This is a genomic window from Sphingopyxis sp. GW821-FHT12F08 (assembly GCF_058806755.1).
Genome location: NZ_JBXAQA010000006.1, coordinates 67868 through 91610, shown reverse-complemented (window position 1 = coordinate 91610; position 23743 = coordinate 67868). Strand labels below are relative to the sequence as shown.

Annotated in this window: 21 protein-coding genes; 7 read left to right on the top strand and 14 right to left on the bottom strand. The window is 66.5% G+C overall.

Features of this window, described 5'->3' with window-relative positions:
- Positions 1–111 precede the first annotated feature (111 nt).
- On the bottom strand, positions 112–831 hold the full coding sequence (locus tag AC1RNQ_RS16455; RefSeq protein ID WP_493172766.1) for an HAD family hydrolase: 720 nt from the start codon (positions 829–831) through the stop codon (positions 112–114).
- 97 nt (positions 832–928) lie between these two features.
- Between AC1RNQ_RS16455 and AC1RNQ_RS16450 the strand changes: the two genes are divergently transcribed.
- Genes AC1RNQ_RS16450 through AC1RNQ_RS16425 form a run of 6 tightly spaced genes read left to right on the top strand, consistent with a single transcriptional unit; the run spans position 929 to position 5567 of the window.
- Complete coding sequence (locus AC1RNQ_RS16450; RefSeq protein WP_493172764.1) at positions 929–2035, top strand: ABC transporter permease; 1107 nt, start codon at positions 929–931, stop codon at positions 2033–2035.
- A complete protein-coding gene (locus AC1RNQ_RS16445; RefSeq protein ID WP_493172762.1) occupies positions 2035–2889 on the top strand; it encodes an ABC transporter ATP-binding protein in 855 nt (284 codons plus the stop codon). Before AC1RNQ_RS16450 ends, AC1RNQ_RS16445 begins: the two co-directional genes overlap by 1 nt.
- Before the next feature lie 9 nt (positions 2890–2898).
- The gene (locus AC1RNQ_RS16440) at positions 2899–3840 is read left to right on the top strand and encodes an MlaD family protein (protein ID WP_493172760.1); all 942 of its coding nucleotides are present in this window, start codon (positions 2899–2901) and stop codon (positions 3838–3840) included.
- Positions 3841–3854: 14 nt separating this feature from the next.
- Positions 3855–4475, top strand: coding sequence for an ABC-type transport auxiliary lipoprotein family protein (locus AC1RNQ_RS16435; RefSeq protein WP_493172758.1), 621 nt, complete (start codon positions 3855–3857; stop codon positions 4473–4475).
- A gap of 10 nt (positions 4476–4485) precedes the next feature.
- Positions 4486–4902 (top strand): RusA family crossover junction endodeoxyribonuclease, encoded by a 417-nt coding sequence (locus AC1RNQ_RS16430; RefSeq protein WP_493172756.1) that lies wholly within the window; start codon positions 4486–4488, stop codon positions 4900–4902.
- Complete coding sequence (locus tag AC1RNQ_RS16425; RefSeq protein WP_493172754.1) at positions 4899–5567, top strand: hypothetical protein; 669 nt, start codon at positions 4899–4901, stop codon at positions 5565–5567. Before AC1RNQ_RS16430 ends, AC1RNQ_RS16425 begins: the two co-directional genes overlap by 4 nt.
- Before the next feature lie 46 nt (positions 5568–5613).
- Here the strand turns inward: AC1RNQ_RS16425 and pepN are convergent, their stop codons facing one another.
- Complete coding sequence (pepN, locus tag AC1RNQ_RS16420; protein ID WP_493172752.1) at positions 5614–8208, bottom strand: aminopeptidase N; 2595 nt, start codon at positions 8206–8208, stop codon at positions 5614–5616.
- Between the two features lie 46 nt (positions 8209–8254).
- Between pepN and AC1RNQ_RS16415 the strand changes: the two genes are divergently transcribed.
- Complete coding sequence (locus AC1RNQ_RS16415) at positions 8255–9046, top strand: Rossmann-fold NAD(P)-binding domain-containing protein (RefSeq protein ID WP_493172750.1); 792 nt, start codon at positions 8255–8257, stop codon at positions 9044–9046.
- Here the strand turns inward: AC1RNQ_RS16415 and AC1RNQ_RS16410 are convergent.
- The 12 genes from AC1RNQ_RS16410 to AC1RNQ_RS16355 form a co-directional block, all read right to left on the bottom strand.
- On the bottom strand, positions 9043–10308 hold the full coding sequence (locus AC1RNQ_RS16410) for a DUF445 domain-containing protein (RefSeq protein ID WP_493172749.1): 1266 nt from the start codon (positions 10306–10308) through the stop codon (positions 9043–9045). The genes AC1RNQ_RS16415 and AC1RNQ_RS16410 overlap by 4 nt on opposite strands.
- A gap of 64 nt (positions 10309–10372) precedes the next feature.
- Positions 10373–13786 carry an efflux RND transporter permease subunit gene (locus AC1RNQ_RS16405; RefSeq protein WP_493172747.1) on the bottom strand — a complete coding sequence of 1138 codons (3414 nt, stop codon included), beginning with the start codon at positions 13784–13786 and terminating at the stop codon, positions 10373–10375.
- Positions 13787–13826: 40 nt separating this feature from the next.
- The gene (locus AC1RNQ_RS16400; protein WP_493172745.1) at positions 13827–15032 is read right to left on the bottom strand and encodes an efflux RND transporter periplasmic adaptor subunit; all 1206 of its coding nucleotides are present in this window, start codon (positions 15030–15032) and stop codon (positions 13827–13829) included.
- Between the two features lie 281 nt (positions 15033–15313).
- The gene (locus AC1RNQ_RS16395; RefSeq protein WP_493172743.1) at positions 15314–15592 is read right to left on the bottom strand and encodes a GlsB/YeaQ/YmgE family stress response membrane protein; all 279 of its coding nucleotides are present in this window, start codon (positions 15590–15592) and stop codon (positions 15314–15316) included.
- A 106-nt stretch (positions 15593–15698) separates the two neighbouring features.
- Entirely contained in the window at positions 15699–15962 is a 264-nt protein-coding gene (locus AC1RNQ_RS16390; protein ID WP_493173309.1) for a GlsB/YeaQ/YmgE family stress response membrane protein, read from the bottom strand.
- Between the two features lie 1214 nt (positions 15963–17176).
- Positions 17177–18166: a quinolinate synthase NadA gene (nadA, locus tag AC1RNQ_RS16385; protein ID WP_493172741.1), complete on the bottom strand. Its 990-nt coding sequence runs from the start codon at positions 18164–18166 to the stop codon at positions 17177–17179.
- 71 nt (positions 18167–18237) lie between these two features.
- Entirely contained in the window at positions 18238–18951 is a 714-nt protein-coding gene (locus AC1RNQ_RS16380; protein WP_493172739.1) for an adenylate cyclase, read from the bottom strand.
- A 68-nt stretch (positions 18952–19019) separates the two neighbouring features.
- Positions 19020–19661, bottom strand: coding sequence for a DUF4230 domain-containing protein (locus AC1RNQ_RS16375; protein WP_493172737.1), 642 nt, complete (start codon positions 19659–19661; stop codon positions 19020–19022).
- Positions 19658–20443 (bottom strand): hypothetical protein, encoded by a 786-nt coding sequence (locus AC1RNQ_RS16370; RefSeq protein ID WP_493172735.1) that lies wholly within the window; start codon positions 20441–20443, stop codon positions 19658–19660. The genes AC1RNQ_RS16375 and AC1RNQ_RS16370 overlap by 4 nt, the downstream gene beginning before the upstream one ends.
- A complete protein-coding gene (locus tag AC1RNQ_RS16365) occupies positions 20443–21360 on the bottom strand; it encodes an MBL fold metallo-hydrolase (RefSeq protein ID WP_493172733.1) in 918 nt (305 codons plus the stop codon). The genes AC1RNQ_RS16370 and AC1RNQ_RS16365 overlap by 1 nt, the downstream gene beginning before the upstream one ends.
- A gap of 215 nt (positions 21361–21575) precedes the next feature.
- Positions 21576–23303, bottom strand: coding sequence for a M56 family metallopeptidase (locus tag AC1RNQ_RS16360; protein WP_493172731.1), 1728 nt, complete (start codon positions 23301–23303; stop codon positions 21576–21578).
- Positions 23300–23668, bottom strand: a complete 369-nt coding sequence (locus tag AC1RNQ_RS16355; protein ID WP_077031943.1) for a BlaI/MecI/CopY family transcriptional regulator — start codon at positions 23666–23668, stop codon at positions 23300–23302. The genes AC1RNQ_RS16360 and AC1RNQ_RS16355 overlap by 4 nt, the downstream gene beginning before the upstream one ends.
- Positions 23669–23743 lie beyond the last annotated feature (75 nt).

Sequence of the window (23743 nt, the reverse complement as noted above, 5' to 3'; positions counted from 1 at the left end):
GCAGCGAGACTTGGCGGCTTGCCGCCTAGTCGCAGCGGGTGGGGCCAGAAGCCTTGCGCTATCTCGCAGACTCCACCCCCAAACCCCTCCCCTGAAGGGGAGGGGCTTTCCTCACTTCCGCGCCCGCCAATCGACCACCGTCCACCCCATCGTCGGCGCGAGCTTCTTGAGCTTCCGCGAGGGCGTCGTCGCCACCGCCTCGTCGGCGAAGCGCAGCATCGGATGGTCGGACACATGGTCCGAGTAAGCGCGGATATGCGCGGCATCGCGGATGATCTCGTTCGCCGCCATCCAGTCCGAGATGCGCGCGAATTTCGCCTCGCCGTAACAATTGTCACCCGACAGCCGCGCATGGACATGGTCGGCGCCATCGGGCTCGTCGAGCCGCGTCGCGAGCACATCCTCGATCCCCAGCCGCTTCGCGATCGCATCGACATAGATATGGAAGGACGCGGTCGCGAGCAGCACGCGATACCCCGCCGCGCGGTCGGCCTCGAGCTGCGCGAGCGCTGCGCCGTGCAGCCCCCGCGCGATCACCTTGTCGGCATAGCTTTCGGCGAGCGGCGCGATCTCGTCGCGGCGGAAGCGCGGCCCGACCAGCAGCCGCAGATTGATCGCCTTCAGCCGCGAGCGGTCGATCAGCCCCAGCGTATAGGCGGCGCCCGCCAGCCCGACGAGCGGGGTCAGCAGCACGCGCCATTGCTGGCGCCGCCGCACCACATGCATCAGGAATCCGCTGTAGGTGCCCGCGCGCGTGATCGTGCGGTCCATGTCGTACATCGCGACGCGATGCGCATAGTCGGGCACGACGGGGACAGATAAATCATCCATTAGAGCCTCTTAGCCGCGATCGGCGGCGCGGCCAAGGCCGGTGCGGGCGGCGGGATTCGCTTGCCGTCATTCTCCAAATAATACAAGGTCGTGCCCGATGGTGGCCCGGGCGGACTTCGAAACAAGCGATGGCGCCGGCGGCGCCGATGTCCGTTTCACCGGGCGGCTGACGCTCGCGCGGCTCGGCGACCTGCCCGCGCGGCTCGACGCGCTCGGCCCGATCACCTCGCTCGACCTCTCGGCCGTCGAACGCGTCGACACCGTCGGCGCGTGGATCGTCACGCGCACCGCGGCGCAGCATGGCGCGACGATTGCCGGCGCCAGCGAAGAGGCGCAGCGCCTGCTCGACGCGCTCGCCAGCGACAAGAGCGATTACCGCGTCCACCGCGACCGCCGCCCCGCGCTCACCCGCATGCTCGAACAGGTCGGCGTCGCCAGCACCGCAGTGTGGCACGAACTGCTCGGCATCATCGGCTTCTTCGGTGCGATGCTCATGGCGCTCGGCACCCAGGTTCGCGCGCGCCGCCGCCTGCGCTGGCACGCCATCGTCACGCGCTTCCAGACCGTCGGCGTCGACGCGCTGCCGATAATCGGGCTGATGACCTTCCTGATCGGCATCGTCGTCGCGCAGCAGGGCGCGGTGCAGCTCCGCCAGTTCGGGCTCGAGGTATTCACGATCAACCTCGTCGGCCGCGCCTCGATCCGCGAGCTCGGCCTGCTCATGACCGCGATCATGGTCGCGGGCCGCTCGGGCAGCGCCTTCGCCGCGCAGATCGGCACGATGAAGCTGACCGAGGAAATCGATGCGATGCGCACGATCGGCGTCTCGCCGATGGAGGCCATCGTCCTCCCCCGCGTCGCCGCCGCGACGATCCTGATGCCCTTGCTCGGCTTCTACGCCAGCATCTGCGCGATCATCGGCGGCGGCGTCTTCTGCTGGATCGGGCTCGAAATCCCGCCGCTCACCTATATCCAGCTGCTGCGCGACATCATCCCGATGACCGATTTCTGGGCGATGCTGATCAAGGCGCCGGTGTTCGGCGTGCTGATCGGCGTCACCGGCTGCTACGAAGGCATGCAGGTCCGCCAGAATGCCGAGGAAGTCGGCCAGCGCACCACCTCGGCGGTGGTCGCGGCGATCTTCCTCGTGATCGTGCTCGACGCCTTTTTCGCAGTCTTCTTCTCGTCGATCGGGTGGAACTGATGGCCGAGGAACAACAGATCGAGATCGCCGAGGAACTCGCCGCCGCCGACGCGGTGCGGCCCGAGAAGTTCGAACGTGCGATCTGCATCCGCGGCCTCGTCAACAAGTTCGGCGACGCGGTGATCCACGACGGGCTCGACCTCGACGTCCGCTCGGGCGAGATCCTCGGCGTCGTCGGCGGCTCGGGCACCGGCAAGTCGGTGCTGATGCGCTCGATCATCGGCCTCCAGATCCCCGACGCCGGCGAGATCGAAGTTTATGGCAAGACGCTGGGCGAGATCGCCGACGAAGAGGAATCGCGCGACCTCCGCCGCCGCTGGGGCGTGATGTTCCAGGGCGGGGCGCTCTTCTCGACGCTCAGCGTCGCCGAGAATATCCAGGTTCCGCTGCGCGAATATTATCCGCGCCTCGACCAGAAATTGCTCGACGAGATCGCCGCCTACAAGGTCGCGATGGTCGGCCTGCCCTCCGACGCCGGGCCCAAATATCCCGCCGAGCTGTCGGGCGGCATGGTCAAGCGCGCCGGCCTCGCGCGCGCGCTCGCGCTCGATCCCGCGCTGCTCTTCCTCGACGAGCCGACCGCGGGGCTCGACCCGATCGGCGCCGCCAAGTTCGACGAGCTGATCCGCGAGCTCGCCGACACCATGGGGCTCACCGTCTTCCTGATCACCCACGACCTCGATTCGCTCTATGCGACCTGCGACCGCGTCGCGGTGCTCGCCGAAAAGAAGGTGATCGCGATCGGCACCATCCCGGAACTGCTTGCCACCGAGCATCCGTGGATACAGGATTATTTCAACGGACCGCGCGGCCGGGCGGCGGCGGGCGGGAACCAAACCGCGCAGCGGCGATAGGAAAAGCTGATGGAAACTCGCTCGAACAACGTCCTCGTCGGCGCCTTCGTCCTCCTCTTCACCGCGGCGCTCGCGATCTTCGTCGTCTGGCTCGCCAACGACAGCGGCGGCGACAAGCGCGAATATGACATCTTCTTCAAGCAATCGGTCGACGGGCTGAACAAGGGGGCGCAGGTCCAATATTCGGGCGTCCCCGTCGGCCAGGTCAGCCAGATCGCGCTGCTCCCCGACGACCCGCAGTTCGTCCGCGTGCGGATCGAGGTCAACGAGGGCGTGCCGATCGTCCAGGGCACCACCGCCGCGCTCGAAGGCGTCGGTTTCACCGGGGTCTCGCAGATCTCGCTCGCCGGCGGGGTCAAGGGCGCGCCGCCGATCACTGACAAGGGGCCGAACGGCAAGCCCGTCATCCCCAACCGCGTCGGCGGCCTCGGCGAACTCCTCAACACCGCGCCGCAATTGCTCCAGCGCCTCTCGACGCTCAGCGAACGCCTCGCCGAACTCGCCGACGACGAAAATCAGGCCAGCATCCGCGGCATCCTCAACAATGTCGAGGCGTCGACCGCGATCCTCGCGCGCAACGGCCCCGCGATCGAGCGCGCGCTCGCCGACACGCGCATCGCGATCCAGCAGACCGGCCTCGCCGCCGAACAGATTGGCAATCTTGCCGCCGCGACGCAGGGCACGATCGACCGCAACGTCGACCCCGCGATGGCCAATCTGCGCGACACGCTCAAATCGGCGAATGCCTCGATGAAGACGCTCGAAAGCGCCATCGCCGACGCGCGCCCGGGGCTCAAGACCTTCAGCGAGACGACGATCCCCGAGGCGAATGCGCTGATCCGCGACCTCCGCCGCACCTCGGCCTCGCTCTCCAGCCTCACCGACAAGCTCGACCAGCAGGGCGCGGGCGCCGTCATCGGCGGCAGCAAGCTGCCCGACTACAAGCAATGAGGATGATGTCCGTCATGTCCACGCCCCTCCGCTCCTTCGCCCGCCGCGTCCGCGCGCCCTTGCTCGCGACGCTCGGCGTCGCGCTGCTTTCGGCCTGCGTCAGCTTCGGCGCCAAGCCCCCGCCCTTCCTGCTCACCCTGGACGCCGACGCAGCCCCGCCCGCGGGCGCCGCGCGCACCGCAAGCGAGGCATCGACGCTGACGATCCTCATCCCCACCGCGCCGCAGAAACTGCGCACGACGCGCATCCCGGTCCAGCAGGACGGATCGAGCGTCGCTTATGTCAAGGACGCGCAATGGGTCGAGGCGCCGCAGCGCCTGTTCCAGCGCCTGATCAGCGAAACCGTCGCCGCGCGCTCGGGCCGCGTCGTCCTCGACGAAGGCCAGTACCTGACCGCGCCGGGCGAACAGCTCGCGGGCCAGCTGATGGAATTCGGCGTCGACGCGCGCACCGGCGAGGCGGTGGTCGTCTATCAGGCGATGCTCGTCGCCGCCGGCGGCAAGAGCGTCACCCAGCGCCGTTTCGAAGCGCGCGAGAGCCTCGGCGGCGTGGTCGAGGCGAAGCCGGTGGGCGAGGCGCTGACAAGGGCGGCGAACAAAGTCGCGGTGGATGTGGCGGGGTGGTTGGGGGGATAGCGATCACGCGATGGAGCCGGAGTTTCCCTTTGAATTTGTCGTGCCTGCAGCACCGGTGTCATTTCAGCGTAGCAATACGCAATCGAAACAAGAGTGGAAGGATTTGGTGCGCGCGTCTCTCGCTCCAAACCTGCCAGAAATGCATTTTGCGACTGAACAGCGCCTCTCTGTTACCCTTTACTATTATCCAGTCGATGTGATGGACGGCGATCTCGACAACGTGCTTAAACTGACTCTCGATGCGATGACTCACCATGTGTATGTTGATGATCAACAGATTGAGCGCATCCTGATCCAGAAATTTGAGAGCGGACACGTATTTGCCTTCAACGACCCCAGTGAGACGCTCGCAAACTGCATATTGGGTCAGAAGCCGGCTCTCTACGTCCGGCTTTCGAATGATCCGCATGAGGATCTCGGAACATGACCGGAACCAGCAACACTGAACGAGCCATGCTCGATGCCACCGCTCGGGAATTGACGGCGAAGGGCTACGACGTAATTGTGCAACCTTCGCCAAACCTGCTCCCATCGGAACTATCAGCATTCCGTCCAGATGCAATTGCACTGGGGCGGGAGCCTAAACTCATCATTGAAGTCACGACGGAAGGTTCAAATGCCGCTGAAAAAGTCGCGAATCTTCAGCGTGTGCTCTCGAAACTTCCGGATTGGAAACTGCATTTGGTGGTACGCCGGGCGACGAGTAGCAACCTCTCGGTAGTGCCAGATCAGGCCATCCAAGAGATTTTGATACGTGGGAAGAACGTCGCACAAATCGATGCGCAGGCAGCCCTGCTACTGGGGTGGTCTGCGTTCGAAGCAATTGGGAGGTCACGACGACCTTCAACGTTTGCTAGGCCACAATCTCCCGGTCGGCTTATCGAACGCCTAGCCGCCGAAGGCATCTTGACGCCGGAGAACGCATATTTTCTTCGCCAAATGGCCGAAACTCGCAACGCCTTTATCCATGGCGATCTACGGCGGTCAGTAGCAGTCTCAGATATCGAGCACTTCCTCTCCTTACTATCGTCGCTATTACTATCCGGAGATTGGGGCGAGATGCAGACACACAACCCCGAAACCCAAATTTAGTCCGATGAGGGTGTGAGCTTACAGAGACGCAGTTCGTCGCAGGACCTCACCCCATCAAACTCTTGCTAGCCTGCTCCGTCGTATCCCTCGACAGCCCGGGCTGCGCCAATATCCGCTCCAGCTCGGCCCGCATCATCGCCGCCCTTCCCTCGTCGAAGCGTTTCCAGCGGCCAAGCGGCGGGATCATCTTCGCCGCGGTCTGCGGGTTCCTCGGGTCGAGCGCGATCACCAGGTCGGCGATCAGGCGATAGCCCGCGCCGTCGGCCTGATGGAACGCCGCCTGATTGCCCGTCAGCGCGCCATAGAGCGAGCGCACGCGGTTGGGGTTCGCCAGCGTGAAGTCGGGATGCCCCGCCAGCTCCTTCACCGCCGCGACCGTGTCGGGGCGCAGCGACCAAGCCTGCACCTGGAACCATTTGTCGAGCACCAGCGGATTGTCGCGATAGCGCTGGTAGAAGATGTCGAGCGCATGGACGCGCTCCGCGCTGTCGCCATGCGCCAGCGTCGCGAGCGCCGCCTGGCGTTCGGTCATGCCGTCGGCGTTCGAGAAGATGCCAAAGACCAGAGCCGGCACGTCGGCGATGCCCGTCGCGGCGAGATAGGCGATCGCGACCCCGCGCAGGCGGCGGCCGCCCTTGGCCTTGGGCGTCAGGTCGGTCGCGGGCGGGCACGCGCCCGCGAGAATATCGCGCCACTCGGCCTCGAGCGCGCGACCGATCGCCGCCTGCAGCGCCAGCCGCTCGCGGCGGATCGCGTCGGGATCGACCGTCACCATCTGGTCGCCGATAAAAGCCTCGCTCGGCAGCAGCACCGCCTCGGCGACGAAGGCCGGGTCCTCGGCGCGCCCCGCAAGCGTGCCCGCAATCGCATCGATCACCGCCTGATGATCCCCCGCCTCGCCCGACACCGCGGCGACCAGCGTGTCGAGCATCAATTGCTGTAGCGCCTCATAGCGTGCGAAGGGATCGTCGTCGTGCGCCGCCAGCCAGGCGAGTTCGCCCGGCGCGCGGACATAATCGACGATCACCGGCGCCGAGAAGCCGCGGTTGATCGACAGCGCCGGCCGCGCATCGAACGCGCCGAGCGGCACGCGCTGGCTCGCCCCGGTCAGCGTCACCAGCGTATCGGCCATCGCCACGCCGCTGCCGTCCATCGCGAACGCCGCGAGGCGCAGCGGCATCATCATCGGCGCCTTGTCGGGCTGGCCTGGGGTCGGCGGCACCGTCTGCGCGATGTCGAGGACCCATGCGCCGCCCTCTTCAACGAGCGAAAGCGTCAGCCGCGGCGTCCCCGCCTGCTCGTACCAGCGGCGGAACTGCTGGAGGTCGATATCGCCGCCCGCCTCCATCGCGCGCACGAAATCCTCGCAGGTCGCGGCCTCGCCGTCGTGGCGCTCGAAATAGAGGTCGGTGCCCGCGCGGAAGCGCTCGGCGCCCAGCAAGGTCGCCATCATCCGGATGATCTCGGCGCCCTTGTTATAGACCGTCGCGGTGTAGAAATTGCTGATCTCCTGATAGCTGTCGGGCCGGATCGGGTGCGCGAGCGGCCCCGCATCCTCGGGGAATTGCGCGGCGCGGAGCAGGCGGACGTCCTCGATGCGCTTGACCGGGGGCGAGCCCATATCGGCCGAGAAGCTCTGGTCGCGAAAGACGGTGAAGCCCTCTTTCAGGCTCAGCTGGAACCAGTCGCGGCAGGTGACGCGATTGCCCGACCAGTTGTGGAAATATTCGTGCGCGACGACGCCCTGCACCCCGTCATAGTCGACGTCGGTCGCGGTGTCGGGGTCGGCGAGAATATAGCGCGTGTTGAAGACGTTGAGGCCCTTGTTCTCCATCGCCCCCATGTTGAAATCGCTGACCGCGACGATGTTGAACAGATCGAGGTCATATTCGCGGCCATAGACGCGCTCGTCCCACGCCATGCTGTCCTTGAGCGCCTGCATCGCATGGCCGGTGCGCGGGGCGTCGCCGCCGCGCACCCAGATGCCGAGCTCGACCTCGCGCCCGCTCATGGTGGTGAAGCGGTCGCGGTTGACCACCAGGTCGCCCGCGACGAGCGCGAAAAGATAAGAGGGTTTCGGCCAGGGATCTTCCCACAGCGCCCAATGGGTACCGTCCGGCCCTTCGCCCCGCTCGATGCAATTGCCGTTCGACAGCAGGATCGGGAACAGCGCCTTGTCGCCCGCCATGCGCACCTTGTAGCGGCTGAGCACGTCGGGGCGGTCGGGGTGGAAGGTGATGCGCCGGAAACCCTCGGCCTCGCACTGGGTGCAGAGCATATTGTTCGACGCGTAAAGCCCCATCAGCTGGGTGTTGGCGCTCGGGTCGATCACCGTGTCGACCTCGACCGTCGCGGCGCTGCGATCGCCGAGGTCGATCACCAGGTCGGGGCCGTCCATCCGCCAGTCGTTCCACACCGCGCCATCGACGCGCACTTCCGCAGCGGTCAGGCCGTCGCCGCGCAGCACCAGCGACACCGGGGCATCGGCGTGGCGCTCGACCGACAGGTGCGCCGAGACCCGCGTCTCGGCGATCCCCAGCGCGAAATCGAGCGCGATGTCGGGAACCCGCCACTCGGGTGGACGATAGTCGCCGCGGTGGATGGTAACGGGGATGGCGGGGGTCGAGGAGGCGTCGGTCATCCGGCGGGTCTAGGCTTGGCCCGCGGCCTGCGCAATAAGGCGCGGTATGAGCGAGATGCTGATCTTTGGAATGGGCTATGCCGCGCGCCACCTCACGCAGCGGCTGGAGGCGCGCGGCTGGGATGTTGCCGGCACCACGCGCGACGGCCGCGACGGTACAATCACGTTCGAAAACAAAGGCTTGGTTTTCGAAAAGCTACGCAGCGCGACGCATATCCTCTCGTCGGTACCACCCGGCGACACCTTCGACCCGGTGCTGAGGGCTTATGGCGAGGCGATCGCCCTCGCGCCTGCCGCATGGGTCGGCTATCTCTCTTCGACCGGCGTCTACGGAAACTGCGGCGGCGCGTGGGTCGACGAAAGCGCGCCGGTCAAGGGCCGCCGCCCCGACCGCAACGCCGCGGACGCGGCCTGGCGCACGCTGCGCGGCACTATCTACAACTTCCGCCTCCCCGGCATCTATGGCCCCGGCCGTTCGATCCTCGACCGCATCGCCGAAGGCCGCGCGCATCGCATCGACTTGCCCGATCAGGTCTTCAGCCGCGTGCATGTCGACGACATCGCCGGCGGCGTGATCGCCTCCTTCACCGGGCCGCCGGGCATCTACAACCTCGCCGACGACGAACCCTGCCACCAGAACCGGCTCGTCGAATGGGGCTGCGCGATGCTCGGCGCGCCGCTGCCACCGCTCCAGACGCTGGACGAAGCGGACCTCTCGCCCGCCGCGCGCGCCTTTTATGCCGAGAACCGCCGCGTCGCGAACGGCCGGGCGAAGCGCTTGCTCGGCTGGACGCCGCGCTATCCGAGCTTTCGGGAGGGGCTGACGGCCTGCCTTTAGAGCAGCACGTCCACCGTGTGGATCAGCACCCCGACCAGCCCGCCGACCAGCGTCCCGTTGATGCGGATATATTGCAGATCGTCGCCGACCGCATTTTCCAGCCGGTCGGTGATCGTCTTCGCGTCCCAGCCGCGGATCGTGTCCGACACCAGCTTGAGCGCGGTCTCGCCATAACTGTCGACCGCGCCGACCACCGCGCGCCGGGCATAGCGGTTGAGCGTGCGCTTGATATGCGCGTCCTCGCCCAGCATCGTGCCGAACTGGGTGACCAGCTCGCCGATCCGCCCCGCCAGCATCGTGTCGGGGTTGCGCGCTGCCTTGAGCAGCGCGCCGCGTCCCTGTTCCCACAATCCGTCGAGCCAGCGCTTGACCGCCTTGTTCTCGAGCAGTTCGTCACGCACCTTGGCGACCTTCGCCTGCACCTCGGGATCGGTCTGCAGGTCCTGCGCCATCTTGGCCAAACCCTCTTCGACGCGGAGGCGCAGCGGATGGTCGGGCTCGACCGCCATTTCGCTGAGCAGCTTGCCCAGCCCCGCGACGATGCGGTTCGAGATGCTCTCGTCGAGCCCGGTGAAGCGCACGATGGCGTTCGAATTGTCGTGCACCATCTGGTGGATCAGATGCGCGTTGAGGTCGAGCGTCTTCGACCCCCATTTGACCATCGCGTCGAGCAAAGGCTGGTGCCGCCCCTCGGCGAGCGCGGCCTGCAGCGCCTGCCCGAGCAGCGGGGCGACGTCGAGTTCGCGCAGGCGGTCGGCGATCGCCGACTTGACCATGCCGCCGAGCCGTTGCTGGTCGAGCGCACCCAGCGCGTCGGCGATGATCCGCGACGCGCCGAGCTTGAGCCGCCCGCCACCCTCGGCGGGCTGCGACAGGAATTTGCCCACCGCACCCGCGACGTCGAGCGTCTGCATCTTGCGCGCGATCAGCCGCGGCAGCAGGAAGTTGGTGAGCAGGAAGCGCGCGAGCGTGTCGCCGATCCGGTTCTTGTTGCGCGGCACGATCGCGGTGTGCGGGATCGGCAGCCCCATCGGATGGCGGAACAGCGCGGTGACCGCGAACCAGTCGGCGAGCCCGCCGACCATCGCCGCCTCGGCAAAGGCGCGGATGTAGCCGACCGCCGGATGGACGTCCTGATAATATTTGGCGGCGATGAAGATTGCCGCCATCGCGACGAGCATGCCCGTCGCGACGACGCGGATGCTGGAAGGCTTCGCCGGGATGGCGACGCCAATCGGCCGGGGGAGCGCGCGGTCGGTCATTCCGATCAAATGGCGAAGCGCGGCGAAGGTTGCAACCGGCGCGGCGCCGGAACCGCCGCCGGCGTCATTCCGCCGGCTGCGGTTCGGCCTCCAGATGCGGCTTGCCGTCGTCGCCCTTGCGATAGGTCAGCAGGGTCCGCGAGAAGAAGCGGCCGAGGCGCTTTTCGGCGCTATCGGCGAGACTGAAGCCCGCCGGCACGATCAGCAGGGTCAGCAGCGTCGACAGGATCAACCCGCCGATGACGACGACGCCCATCGGCGCGCGCCACGCACCGTCGCCCGATAGCGAGATCGCGGTGGGTACCATGCCCGCGACCATCGCGACCGTCGTCATGACGATCGGCTGCGCACGCTTGCGTCCGGCGTCCATCAGCGCCGCGTCCTTCGCGACGCCATGGTCCATTTCCTCGATCGCGAAATCGACGAGCAGGATCGAGTTTTTCGCGACGATCCCGAGCAGCATCAGCAGCCCGATGAACACCGGCATCGAGATTTCCATGCCGGTGATCGCCAGCCCGAGCAGCCCGCCGAGCGGCGCAAGCAAAAGCGACGACATATTGACGAATGGCGACAGGAAACGCCGATAGAGCAGCACCAGCGTCGCAAAGACGAGCAGCAGGCCCGCGACGACGGCGACGAGGAAATTGTTCATCATCTCCGCCTGCCACTTCGCGTCGCCCTGGATCACCTTGCGGATGCCCTGCGGCATGCTGGCGATCGACGGCAATTTGTCGATCTTGGTTTGTGCATCCCCTGTCACCAGCCCCGGCGCCAGATCGGCCCCGATCACGATGCGCCGCGTCTGGTTGTACCGGCGAAGTTCGGTCGGGCCCGCGCCGAAGCCGATCTCGGCGACCGATTTCAGCGGCACGGTGCCGCCGCGCGCGGTCGGAACCGGCAGGTTCTCGATCGTCGCGAGGCTGCGCCGCGAATCTTCGGACAGCAACACGCGGATCGGAATCTGGCGATCGGACAGCGAGAATTTCGCCGCATTCTGGTCGATGTCGCCCAGTGTCGCGATGCGGATCGTCTGGCTGAGCGCCGCGGTGGTCACACCGAGTTCGGCGGCGAGGTCCATGCGCGGATTGACGATGATCTCGGGCCGCGGAATGTCGCCCTCGATGCGCGCCGCGCGCAGTTCCTTGAGCGCGCTCATCTCGCGGACGATCCGGCGCGCGTGATTTTCGAGCGCGACGGGATCGTCGCCGCCGATGATGAAGGTGATGTCGCGGCCGGAGAAGCCGCCCGACTGGCTCTGGAACGAGACGCGCGCGTCGGGGATCGCCGCCATCTTCGGCTGCAGCCCGCGCTCCCATTCGACGCTGCTGGTCGGGCGATCCTTCTTCAGCGTGACATACACGCTGCCGCCGCCGACATTGACGTCGAAGAAGGCGTTGTCGACGACGCTGTTCGCCGCGAGGATGGCGTTGACCTGGTTCGCGATGACCTCGCTCTGCGCCAGCGTCGAACCCGGCGGCAGCTCATAGCTGATCTGGCTGTAATCGCTGTTGATCGTCGGCTGGAACTGCTTGGGCAGGACGATGAACAGGAGGATGCTCGACGCGAAGGCGAGCACGCCGATGCCGACGATCCACACGCGGTGGTCAAACAAGCGCGCATAGGCGCGCTGGAGCATATACTTTGACCAATTGGTGAACGCAAATTGACGCATACCGATCAGCCAAGCGAACGCTCCGACCAGAACCGTTATCAGCGTTCCCTGCAAGAATACACCGAGCATTTGAAGCGGGGTAAACACCAAGAAATATATAGCGACAACCCGTTCCGTGCCCTCTGGCTCTGGCATAAAAAACCACGCTATTCGGCCAAGCAGCCACAGGGCCGTAAGCGCGATTGGAACGGCCAGGAAGATAAGGCGCGTCGGGAACACCTCATAACGTGCCTTCACCGCCTTCTGCTTCGAGCTATCGAGCGTCCAGCGGAGGATATTTTCATAGCGATCGACCCACGGTCCCTCGGCATGGTCCTGCTCGCCCTGCGCCGACAGAAAATAGGCCGCGATCATCGGCGTGATCATGCGCGCGACCGCGAGGCTGACGAGCACCGCAAACACGACGGTCATGCCGAACTGGATGAAGAATTGTCCCGATACGCCGGGCATCAGCGCGACGGGCAGGAACACCGCGACGATCGACATCGTCGTCGCGACGACCGCGAGCCCGATCTCGTCGGCGGCGTCGATCGACGCCTGATAGGCGGTCTTACCCATTCGCATATGCCTGACGATATTCTCGATCTCGACGATCGCGTCGTCGACGAGCACCCCGGCCACGAGGCTCAAGGCCAGCAGCGACAGCCCGTTGAGCGAGAAGCCCATCAACTCCATGAACCAGAAGGTCGGGATCGCCGACAGCGGGATCGCGAGCGCCGAAATCAGCGTCGCGCGCCAGTCGCGCAGGAACAGGAAGACGACGACGACCGCGAGCACCGCGCCCTCGATCATCGCGAGCATCGAACTGCGATACTGCTCCTTGGTATATTCGGTGCGCGTGAAGAGGATCTTGAAGTTGACCTTGGGGTTGTTCTTCTTGATCTCGGCCAGCTTCTTCATCGTCTCGTCATGGACGGTGACGTCGGACGCGCCCTTCGCCTTTTCGATCGAGAAGCTCAGCACCTGCTTGCCTTGGATCTTGGCCAGGTTGCGCTGCTCGGCGTAGCCGTCGGTGACCTTGGCGACGTCGCTCAGCCGGATGGTCCGGCCGCTGCCCAGCGACAATTGATAATCGCCGAGCTGATAGGCGCTGCCGGCGTTGCCGAGCACACGCACCGCCTGTTCGGAGCCCGCGATCTCGGTGCGCCCGCCCGCGGCATTGACGTTGATCTGGCGGAGCTGCTGGTTGATCTGGCTGGCCGTGATGCCATAGCTTTGCATCCGCGCGGGATCGAGGATGACGCGAATTTCGCGATCGACCCCGCCCGAGCGGCGGACCTGGCTCATCCCCGGGATCGACAGCAGGTCCTTCGCGACGGTGTTGTCGACGAACCACGACAGCTGTTCGAGCGTCATGTCGGTCGCCTCGACCGCGAAATAGGTGATCGGGCCGCCCGCGATGTCGACGCGCACGACCTGCGGCTCGAGGATGCCGTCGGGCAGGTCGCTGCGAATCTGCTGCACCGCCTGGTTGACGTCGTTATAGGCGCGGTCGATCGGGGTGCCGATCGCGAATTGCACGAAGGTGCGGCTGTTGCCCTCGCTGACATAGGAGGACATTTCATCGACGCCGCTGACGCCGCGCACCGCGGCCTCGACGCGCTGCGTGACCTGTGTCTCGAGCTCGGTGGGCGCCGCGCCGGGCTGCACGACCACGACCTGCACCGCCGGGAATTCGACGTCGGGATTGTCGTTGACGTCCATCCGGTTGAAGCTGACGAGGCCCGCCAGCAGCAACAGGATGAACATCACGATCGGCGGCACCGGATTGCGGATGCACCAGGCGGAAATGTTGCGGAAACTCATGACTCAAACGCCTTTGTGCGGGTGCCTTGCCGGGTAGCTCTTATTGCGACGATTTCTGCAGCACGGGTTTCACGAGATCGCCGACGTTCAGGAAGGCGCCAGCGAGCACAACCACGCGCTCGTTGCCCGTCAGCCCCGATGCGATCGACACGCCGTCGTCGCTGACCGTCCCGACCTTGACCGGCTTGCGCTCGATCTTGTTGTCCTTGCCGACGACCAGCACGAAATTGCCCTCGGGACCGCTCTGCACCGCGCTTTCGGGCAGCAGCGGCGCCTCGGCCGATCCCGCGATCAGCCGCGCATCGGCAAAACCGCCGGGGCGCAGCGCGCTGCTGTAGGGGATCGAGATGCGGACCATGCCCTGGCGCGTGTCGGCGTTGATCACCGGCGACACCTGCCACACCTGGCCCACGATGTTGAGGTCGGTGCCGACGGGGGTCACCGACGCGCGCGTTCCCACCGGGACGCGCTGCAGGTCGGCCTCGGCCATCTGCGCCATCATTTCCATCTCGCCGCCCTTCGCCATGCGAAACAGCACGCCGCTGCCTGCGCCGACGACCTGACCGGGCTCGACCTGGCGCGTCAGCACCAGCCCCGCCGCGGGGGCGACGATGTTGAGCCGGGTGTTGCGCGCCTGCGCCTCGGCATGCTGTGCCTGCGCGACGCGGACCCGCGCGTTGGCCGCGTCGCGCGTGGCGCGCTTGCGGTCCATGTCGGCCTTGGAAATAAAGCCGCGCGACACCAGCGCCTCGGCGCGCTCGAGCTCGGCCTGCGCCAGGCTGGCGTCGGCCTGCGCGACGCGGATCGAAGCGGCGAGCGCCGATGCCTGCTGCGTCTGGACCGCGCGGTCGATCACCGCGAGCGTCTGCCCGGCGCCGACCCACTGGCCGGGTTCGACCAGCACGCGCACCACCTGTCCGCCCTCGCCGGCGATGCCGATCGGCATCTCGCGGCGCGCCGCGATCGTGCCGTTGGCCGAAATCGTCGCCTGCACGGACTGGCGGCCCGGGATGACCACGGTGATGTTCGGAGCGCTTTCCCCGCCCTTGCCCGCCGCCGCCGCATCGCCGCCCGCGGCCGCTGCACCGTCGCCCTTGCCCGCCGAAAAGGCGAACCAGGCCACGGCCAGGGCCACGACGATGAGCACGGCCCCGATGATCAGCCGCGTCCGGCGACGCCGGTTGTCGGTCTCGTCATGATACCCCGCCAGGCTGTCCATCCCGTCCACTTTCCGCTCGTAGTTCACGTCAATTTCCTCTGTCCCGCCCCCGGCCATGCCATGCGAGGGGCCCCTCGGCTCCGCGCGAAACGTCAGCGCCCCGGAACCTCGGCCTGTTCGACGGTGTATTACCCAATTAAACCACCCCTGACAAGGGGGAGAAACGCGACCGCGCCGCTTCACCGGCGCGGCGCTTCTTAGGCCGGTTTGTGGCCGTATTCCAGTATGCTGCACTACGAAAAAAGGCGGCCGGCGCACGCCGACCGCCCTTTTCGGAACGGCCCCGAAGGACCGCTATGGCGGCGCGATCAGCGAACCCGGCCGCGCCGCACCAGATTGACGATGCCAAGCAGCACCACCGCTCCGACGAAGGCGGCGAGCAGAGTCATCGGATCGAAGGCATTGCCGCGAAGATGTCCGCCATCGCCTATGCCGACGAGACCGAACAAAAAGCGGCCAAGGAACGATCCGAGGCAACCGACGATGATGTTGAGGAAAATGCCCTGCTGGGCGTCCGTGCGCATCACGATGCTGGCGAGCCAGCCGATGATGCCGCCCATGACGATTGCGATGATGAAACCAATCATATGTGACCCCCTACGATCATTTTGAGTGCCCGCTGCGATCGGGCAGAGCGGATGCTAAACCAAATCTTGCCAATCGCCTAGCGATATGGCGGCGGCGCGATGCACCTCAGCGCACGCTGCCACGGCGTACCAGATTGATCAGCCCGAGCAGCACCACCGCGCCGATGAAGGCCCACAGCAGGCCGATGGGGCTGAAGCTGCTGAGGCTGGCGCCCATGCCGAACAATCCACCGAGGATATTGCCCAGAAACGCGCCGACGATACCGACGACGACGTTCAGGATGATGCCCTGCTGCGCATCGGTGCGCATCACGATGCTGGCGAGCCAGCCGATGATCCCGCCGACGATCAGCGTAACGATAAGCCCGATCATTGCATGACTCCCATTTTTGCCGGAACGCGCGGACCGGCCTGGTTCGGCGACGCGTTATCGCATCCGAAGCTTGTTCTGGCTTGTGTCAGCACAATGCGATGCGGGAGCAAAAGGTTCCCGGCCGGCCCCGTGGGGGCGCGGCCGGGAAAGTGGGATCAGTTCCGATCGGGGAACTGCTCCGGGTCGCAAGCACGACATAAGCGGCCGCATGCGACGGCGATGTGACATGCATCACAGGTGAAAGATTTTTGGGGTGGGTTTGATTTTGGGGGCGGCGATGGCTTGGGGGTGGGGAGCGGTCAGTGCCGATCCTCCCCGGAACGGGGAGGGGGACCAGCGAAGCTGGTGGAGGGGTACAGGCGGGTTGCCTTTCCGGAGAGGTCGCGCACGACGGCGACGTCGCCGGAAATGAGAGACTGATCGGTTTGACGCCGCGGTAGCCTCCCGTGCCCCTCCACCACCCTTCGGGTGGTCCCCCTCCCCCGTTGGGTGAGGATCGCTTATGTCCGCCAACGCCCGAAACCGTCCATTCCCGAGCAACCGAAATCCTTATCGGCCCCCGCCCCGCCGCACATCGCGCGCAAACGAAATGGGGGCCGGCATCGCTGCCAACCCCCACTATCCGGTATCCTTCCGGTCGCTGCCCGCTTGCCTCATCCCGGTCCGCCTCTCTTGCGATCGGCGGCCCGCAAAACGACGCTTGCGGCGCGCTCCGGAGCTATCCGGCGATGGTTTGGTCGGCCCCCTTTCGGGGGCCGGCCGCACCTGGAAAGCCCTTCATCATCTCTTCTCGCGTCTGCCGAAGCAGTCGCTGTCCAAGCGATGGACTGCATTTCCTCCCTGATCGGGTCCGCCTCAACTCGTGGGAATCGCGGCGTTCCGTGACCAAGTATCGGTCCACTTCCTCGTCGATCCGGCCCGTTCTCTTCCGGCTGGTCTTGCAACCTTCCTTCGTGTCCCGGCGGTCCGTCGTCTCCGTCGTCCGATGATTGGAAGCTGACATGAGTTGCCGGGGGCGCCAACAAAAATTGCAGCGAGACGCCCCCGATTGCGCTGCCGACTGTGGATAAGTCCGGCATTAGCAATTAGCGGATTCGCTGCAGCATTTTTGTAACAAGGCTGCAGCATTTTCGGATTCGACCCGATGCACGATGCGGCGGGATTCGCACGGCGACTCGCCGCTTTGGACGAGCGACTCGCGCGCGACTCGATCAGGCCCGTCCCAAATCGCCCTTGCCCACCGTCCCCGACGCCATTTCGAGCATCCGGTCGAGGCTCTTGCGCGCGGCGAGGCGAAGCTCCTCGTCCATCTCGATCCGCGGCTGGAGGTCGCGGAGCGCGATATAGAGCTTCTCCATCGTGTTGAGCGCCATATATGGGCAGATATTGCAGTTGCAGTTGCCGTCGGCCCCCGGCGCACCGATGAAATTCTTCTCGGGCAGCGCCAGCTCCATCTGGTGGATGATGTGCGGCTCGGTCGCGACGATCAACGTGTCGCCGGGAAATGTCTTGGCGAATTGCAATATGCCGCTGGTCGAGCCGACATAATCGGCATGATCGACGATATGCGGCGGGCATTCGGGGTGCGCTGCGACCGGCGCGCCCGGATGCTGCGCCTTGAGCTTGAGCAGCTCGGTCTCGCTGAACGCCTCGTGGACGATGCACACGCCCGGCCACAGCAGCATCTCGCGCCCGAACTTGCGGTTGAGATAGCCGCCGAGGTGGCGGTCGGGGCCGAAGATGATCGGCTGGTCCTCGGGGATCTGGCTGATGATCGTCTCGGCGCTCGACGAGGTGACGATGATGTCGGAGAGCGCCTTCACCGCCGCCGAGCAATTGATGTAGGTCAGCGCGATATGGTCGGGGTGCTTTTCGCGGAAGCGCTTGAACTGCTCGGGCGGGCAGCTGTCCTCGAGGCTGCATCCCGCGTCCATGTCGGGCAGGATGACGATCTTTTCTGGCGACAGGATCTTCGCGGTTTCGGCCATGAACTTGACGCCGCAAAAGGCGATGACGTCGGCATCGGTGTCCGCCGCCTTGCGCGACAGCTCGAGCGAATCGCCGACGAAATCGGCGAGGTCCTGAATCTCGGGCTTCTGGTAATAATGCGCGAGGATGACGGCGTTGCGCTCCTTGCGGAGGTGGTCGATTTCGGCGCGCAGGTCGACGCCGGTGAGATTTTCGCGGACGGGAGCAGTCATGGCTTTTCCTTATGCGGCTTTTGCCTTGCGCGTCCCTCTACACCGCCGCCCCGGAGAGGGCAATTCCGCCCTCAGCGCCCGGTCAGCTGCGCCGCGAGCGCGATGACGGGGGGCGCCATCGCCAGCAGATAGATGGTGGCGCGCACCGCGATGACAACCAGTGCGATCGTCTTGGTCGCGGGATGGACGCGGCCGAGCGTGCGGCGGTCATGGAGCGCAATGAGTCCCACGACGGCGAGCTGGAACAGCCCGATCGGGATATCCGACCAGCCGATCATCAGCGGCATCGGCAACAGCCGCCCAAGAGCGGGTTCGAGAATGATAATCGTCGCGCCGATCATCAGCCGGCGGTGCCATTGGGTCGAACTGCGCCGCCGCACCGCCGCCCACACCATCAGCCCGAAGACCAAAGCCTCGACCGTGGTCAGCGCAAGGAAATAGGGCGGCGAGAAAAAGGGTGGGAAGCGGTTGAGGACCAGCGAAGCGAGCCCGGTAAAGACGCCGAGCGCGGCGATGACCAGCGCGAGGCCCGCGCCGATCCAGCCGAGGCGGCGATGCAGCGGCAGGTCGCCGCGCGACACGAGCGTCGGCTGGACGATCAGCAGCCCGAGCCACGCGAGCATCAGCACGCCGTGGAGATGGACCCAGAAGGGCGCTGCCACCGGATCGACGAAGCCGCGCAGCGCGAATTGCGCAAAACCGAAGATAATGAAGAGCGCGAGGCCGATCGCCATCCGCTGCCAGAAACGCTCGGCGCTTGCCGCGCCCGCCGCTGTCGTCGCCATGCCGCACCCCCCCGATTGGCTGGAATCGGCGCCTGACTAGCGCAGCGTAGCGCGCGGGCAAAGATGTTTCAGCGGGCTTCCTCGCCCGCGAAACGCGCGGTCACTTTCGCGTCGATCCCCGCGGCCTTCAGCGGCATCGCGAAGCTCTGCTCGACCGCATTCCTCGCCGCGCCTTGCGCGAGCCGCATCGGGGTCGCGCCCTTGGCCTGCTTGATCAGCTCGGCCTGCGCCGCTTTGCGGTTCGCGGTGTCGAGCGTCTTTTCGGCATCGGTCAGCGTCAGCAGGATCGCGCCGTCGCGAAACTCGCTGATCGCATTCAGATCGATCTCGGGACCCGCAAGCCGCAGCGGCGGCAGCGTCACCGTCAGCGCGCCGCTCGCCGCGTCCCAGTCGAGATCGGACTGCTCGAGCTTCGCGAGATCGAGTTCGTATCGCACCGTGCCCGGCATGATCAGCGTCTTCTTCGCCTCCAGCCCCAGCCGGCTCTGCGTCGAGGTGACCACCGCGACATAGCGCGCGGTGAAGGGCACGAGGACATTCTGTTCCTGCAGCCCCTGCAGGCTCGCCGCGACGACGGTTTCGGGGTCGTATCCGCGCTGCCAGTCGCGCCAAGCGGAGAAAGCCCACCAGGCGGCGAGCGCGAGCAATGCCGCGGCGGCGAGGAGGATCAGGCGGGGGAGCAGGCGCGCTGTGGCGGAAGATGTGGTCATGGCGTGGTATAGTCCGAACAATCGGGCGCCGGCCGGTCCATCTCGTAGCGCGACGTCGCGGGGTTGTAATGCAGCACGCGCTCGTAGCTGCATAGGGGATCGGGGGCGCGGACCAGGTCCGCCTTCTGCAGCTTCAGCGCGCTATTATCACCCGAACGGCGCACGCCGCGCGGATAGGTGCTTGCGGCGGCGCGATAGGTGAGCGCGGGCATCTCGGCACCATCGGACGGCGCGGCGGCGAGCGTCGCGGTGAAGCCATATTCGTCGTGGCAGGCCTCGCGCCGGTCCTGCATGTCCGCTTCCGAGAAGCAGGCGCGGATCATCAGCGAGCTGTCCCAGACGACATCGAGCACCTCGTCGCCGAGCCGGGTCGAAGAGGGGGTGGTATCGAGCCGCAGCAGATGGAGCCGGCTGCCGTTGCCGCCGCCGCCCGAATACATGGCGCTGGTGCCGACCACGACGCCCATCAGATATTGGCGCGCCTCGGGCGCGGCCTCGGCGTGCGGGGGCACCGCGATGAGGTGCGGCCAGAGCGCCAGCGTCTGTCCGTCCGCTTGGGAATAAGGGAGCGCAAAGGAACTGTCGTCGGCCCTGCCCGTTGCGGCTGCGGAGAGCAGCAGGCCGCCCGCTTCCCCCGACGCCTCGTCACGCGGCAGCTCAAGGCACAGGCTGCCGTCGGGCAGGCATTGCCGCTCGCCTTCCTTGCCCACCAGCGCGATGACGACCGGATCGGGCGCGGCCGTAGCAGGCGCCGCCGTTGCGATCAGAAGCGACAGCAGCATCAGGCGAGCGTCCAGACGTCGTCGGCATTGTGCACGACACCGCGGGTCTTGAGGTCGAGCAGATGCGCGAGCACCGAGCGCCCCGCCGCGCCGGTCAGCCGCGGATCGAGCCCCTTGTACATATGCGTGACCATGTCGGGGATGACGCGCGTGCCCTTTTCGAGTTCGCGCAGGATCTGCCGCTCGCGCTGCTTGCGGTGGCCGAGCATGCCGCGCACCAGCTGGCGCGGTTTGGTCACCGCGGGGCCGTGCGCGGGATAATAGACGCGGTCGCCGCGCTCGTAGAGCTTTGACAAACTTGCCATATAGGCCGCCATGTCGCCGTCGGGCGGGCTGACGACGCTCGTCGACCAGGCCATGACATGATCACCGGTGAACAGCGCGCCCGTCTCGACCAGCGCGAAGCAGAGGTGGTTCGAGGTGTGCCCAGGGGTCGCGACCGCCTCGATCGTCCAGCCGTCGCCCGAAATCCGCTCGCCGTCGGCGAGTATGCGATCGGGGGCGTAATCGGGGTCGAAGGCCGAATCGGCGCGCGGGCCGTCGTCGCGCAGCGCGAGCGGCGCGCAGCCGATGATCGGCGCGCCGGTCGCCGCCTTCAGCGGCGCGGCGGCGGGGCTGTGGTCGCGGTGCGTGTGGGTGCAGAGAATCGCCGCGACGCGCTGGCCCTCGACAGCGCGCAGGATCGCGTCGACATGCCCTTGGCCATTGGCGTCGGGCGGGTCGCCGATGCTCATGCCGCTGCCCGTCGGACCAGGGTCGATCACCGCGACGTCGCGGCCCGCGCCGACGATCCACGTCTGGGTGCCGGTGAAGGTATAGGGCGAGGGATTGGGCGCAAGCACGCGGCGCACCAGCGGCTCGTGCTGCTCGCATTCGCCGGCGCGGATGCTGTCGGGCCAGGGCTTGTCTTCGCTCATGCATGCAATGTGGCATCGCAGGGGGCGGAGCGAAAGGGGTGGCGACCGTTTTCGGTTGGTTGCGACAACTTAGGAATCCTCCCCATCGCAAGTCGATGGGGAGGATATTCAGGTCCGCGCCCAAGAAAAAAGGGAGCGGTTGCCCGCTCCCTTTCCCCGCCCCTGCCGCAGGCCCCCACCGGGGAGAAGGGGCCTGCGTCAAAAGCCCAAAAGCGTCAGTCGGCCGGCTTCTCGAGGTCGGCGATCGCCTTGTCGAGGTCGGCGGCGACCTTGGCGCGGATCTCGTCGGACATGGCCTTCGACGCCCGGCCCTCGGCAAATTGCTCGCGCGCCTTTTTGAGCGCCGACAGCTGCGCGGCCTTGTCGCCCGCGCCGCCGCAGCGGATCATCATCACGCGGCTGTGCTTCTTGCCGTCCTTGTCGTCGCGGTTGACCAGCGGCACGGCGGCCTGGCCCTTGCCGCAATGATGGACGGTGAGTGCCTTGCCATCGACCGACTGCCAATGCATCGGCGGCATGGGGGGCATCGGCGGTAGCGGCGCCATCGGCGGCATCGGGGCAAAGGCGAATTGCTTCTTCCGCTTCGCCTCCAGCTTGTCGGCGATCGCCTCGGCCTGGCTGCCCGTGATGCCCTGTTCCTTCAGCGTCGCGAGGATATCGTCGCGCGACAGGCTGCCCGGCATGCGCATTTCGAAGCGCTTCGCCTTGGCGTCGCCGGGGGCGAACATCGTGACATTGCCCTCGCCGTCCTTGACCTCGCCATTGCGGATCACGATGCGGTGCACTTCGCGCTTCTTCTTGCCGTCGTCAGCCGTGGCATCGCCCTCGCCATCCTCGTCGCTGGTGAAGATCATCACGCGATGCGCGTCGGTGATCACCTCCGGCGCTTCGGGCGGGGCCGGCGCGTCGGAGGCCTCGGGCGGCGGCGGGGGTGCCGGTGGGGCGGGCACGTCCGACTGTGCCGTCGCGCTCGCGATCCCTGCCGGGACCAGCGTCGCGGTCGTCGCGAGCACCGCCAGCGTCGCGCCGCCAACGAGCAGCCGCCCGACTAGCCCGCGCTTCTTCGAAATATCTTGCCGCATCAGCATCGTCAGTCTCTCCTGTAGATTGTCGTGGACCGCCATCGGCGCGGCGAGCGACAGCCGCGATCCGACCGCCGCCTTGGCGATCGCGGTCGCGTAGCGCGCAGTGCGAAGCTCACGCGGCGCGCTGTCGGTCATCGTCAGCACGCGCGCGTCGCACGCGGCCTCCTGGTCGAAACGAAAGGCACGGATCGCGCGCCACGCGAAAGGGTTGAACCATTGCACCGACAGCAGCAGCAGCGCCGCGGCATTGGCCCACAAATCGCCGTGGCGGTGGTGCGCGAGTTCATGGTCGATCGCGAGCGCGCGTTCCTCGGCGATATAGCGCGCGAAGAAATCCTGCGGCACCGCGACGAAGCGGCGCCAGAGGCCGAAGGCGACGGGACCATCGACCGCGTCGGTCATCACCAGCCGGATGTTGCCGATCGGTTCGAGCTCGACCGCGCCGGTCAGCACCGCGCGCCGGAAGCGGCGGTGCGACAGCATCGCAGCCGCGAGCACCCCCACCATGCCCGCCGCCCAGATGGCGAAGAGCAAGGGCAGCAAGTCGGCGAAGGACCAGAGCGGCAGCGCGGACGCGGCGGGTGCAGCGCCGACGGTGTCGACGGCGTCGATCAGGATCAGCTCGCCCATCGGCGCGGCGCTGGCGGGCATCGCCGTCGCAACGGGCGCGACCACCGGGTCGGCGAAGGGCAAGGGCGGCAGCATCAGCCGCAGCGCGGGCACCGCCCACAAGGCATAAGTGAGCCCCGGCCCGAAATGGCGCACGAAGGGCTTGCGAATGACGAGGATCATCAGCACGAGCAGCGCGGTGGTGACGAGCGTGTCGCCCCACGCCTGGAAGAACATGTCTGCACTCATGACTTCAGCCTCCGCAGCAGGGCCTCGATCTCGGCGATATCAGTGTCGGAGAGCGCCTCGCGCTCGGCGAGATGCGCGATCAGCGGGCTGACGCGGCCGCCGAAGAGACGGTCGACGAAGCGCTGCGATTCGTCGCCGACCGCGTCGGCGCGCTCGACCGCGGGGCGGTAGAGATAGCGCCGACCTTCGGCTTCGGCAGTCACCGCGCCCTTCTGGACGAGGCGCGCGAGCAGCGTCTTGACCGTCGCGAGCGTCCAGCCGTTCGCGGTGCCGACGGTTTCGGCGAGGTCGGCCGCGGTCTGCGGGGATTCGTCCCACAGCGCCGACAGCACCTGCATCTCGGATTCGCTAGCGCGCTCGGCCATCGCGGAACCCCTCCCTTGAGCCTCATCTGCAATACGACTACAGATGTAGTCAATTGACTGAACGCTTGCTGAACG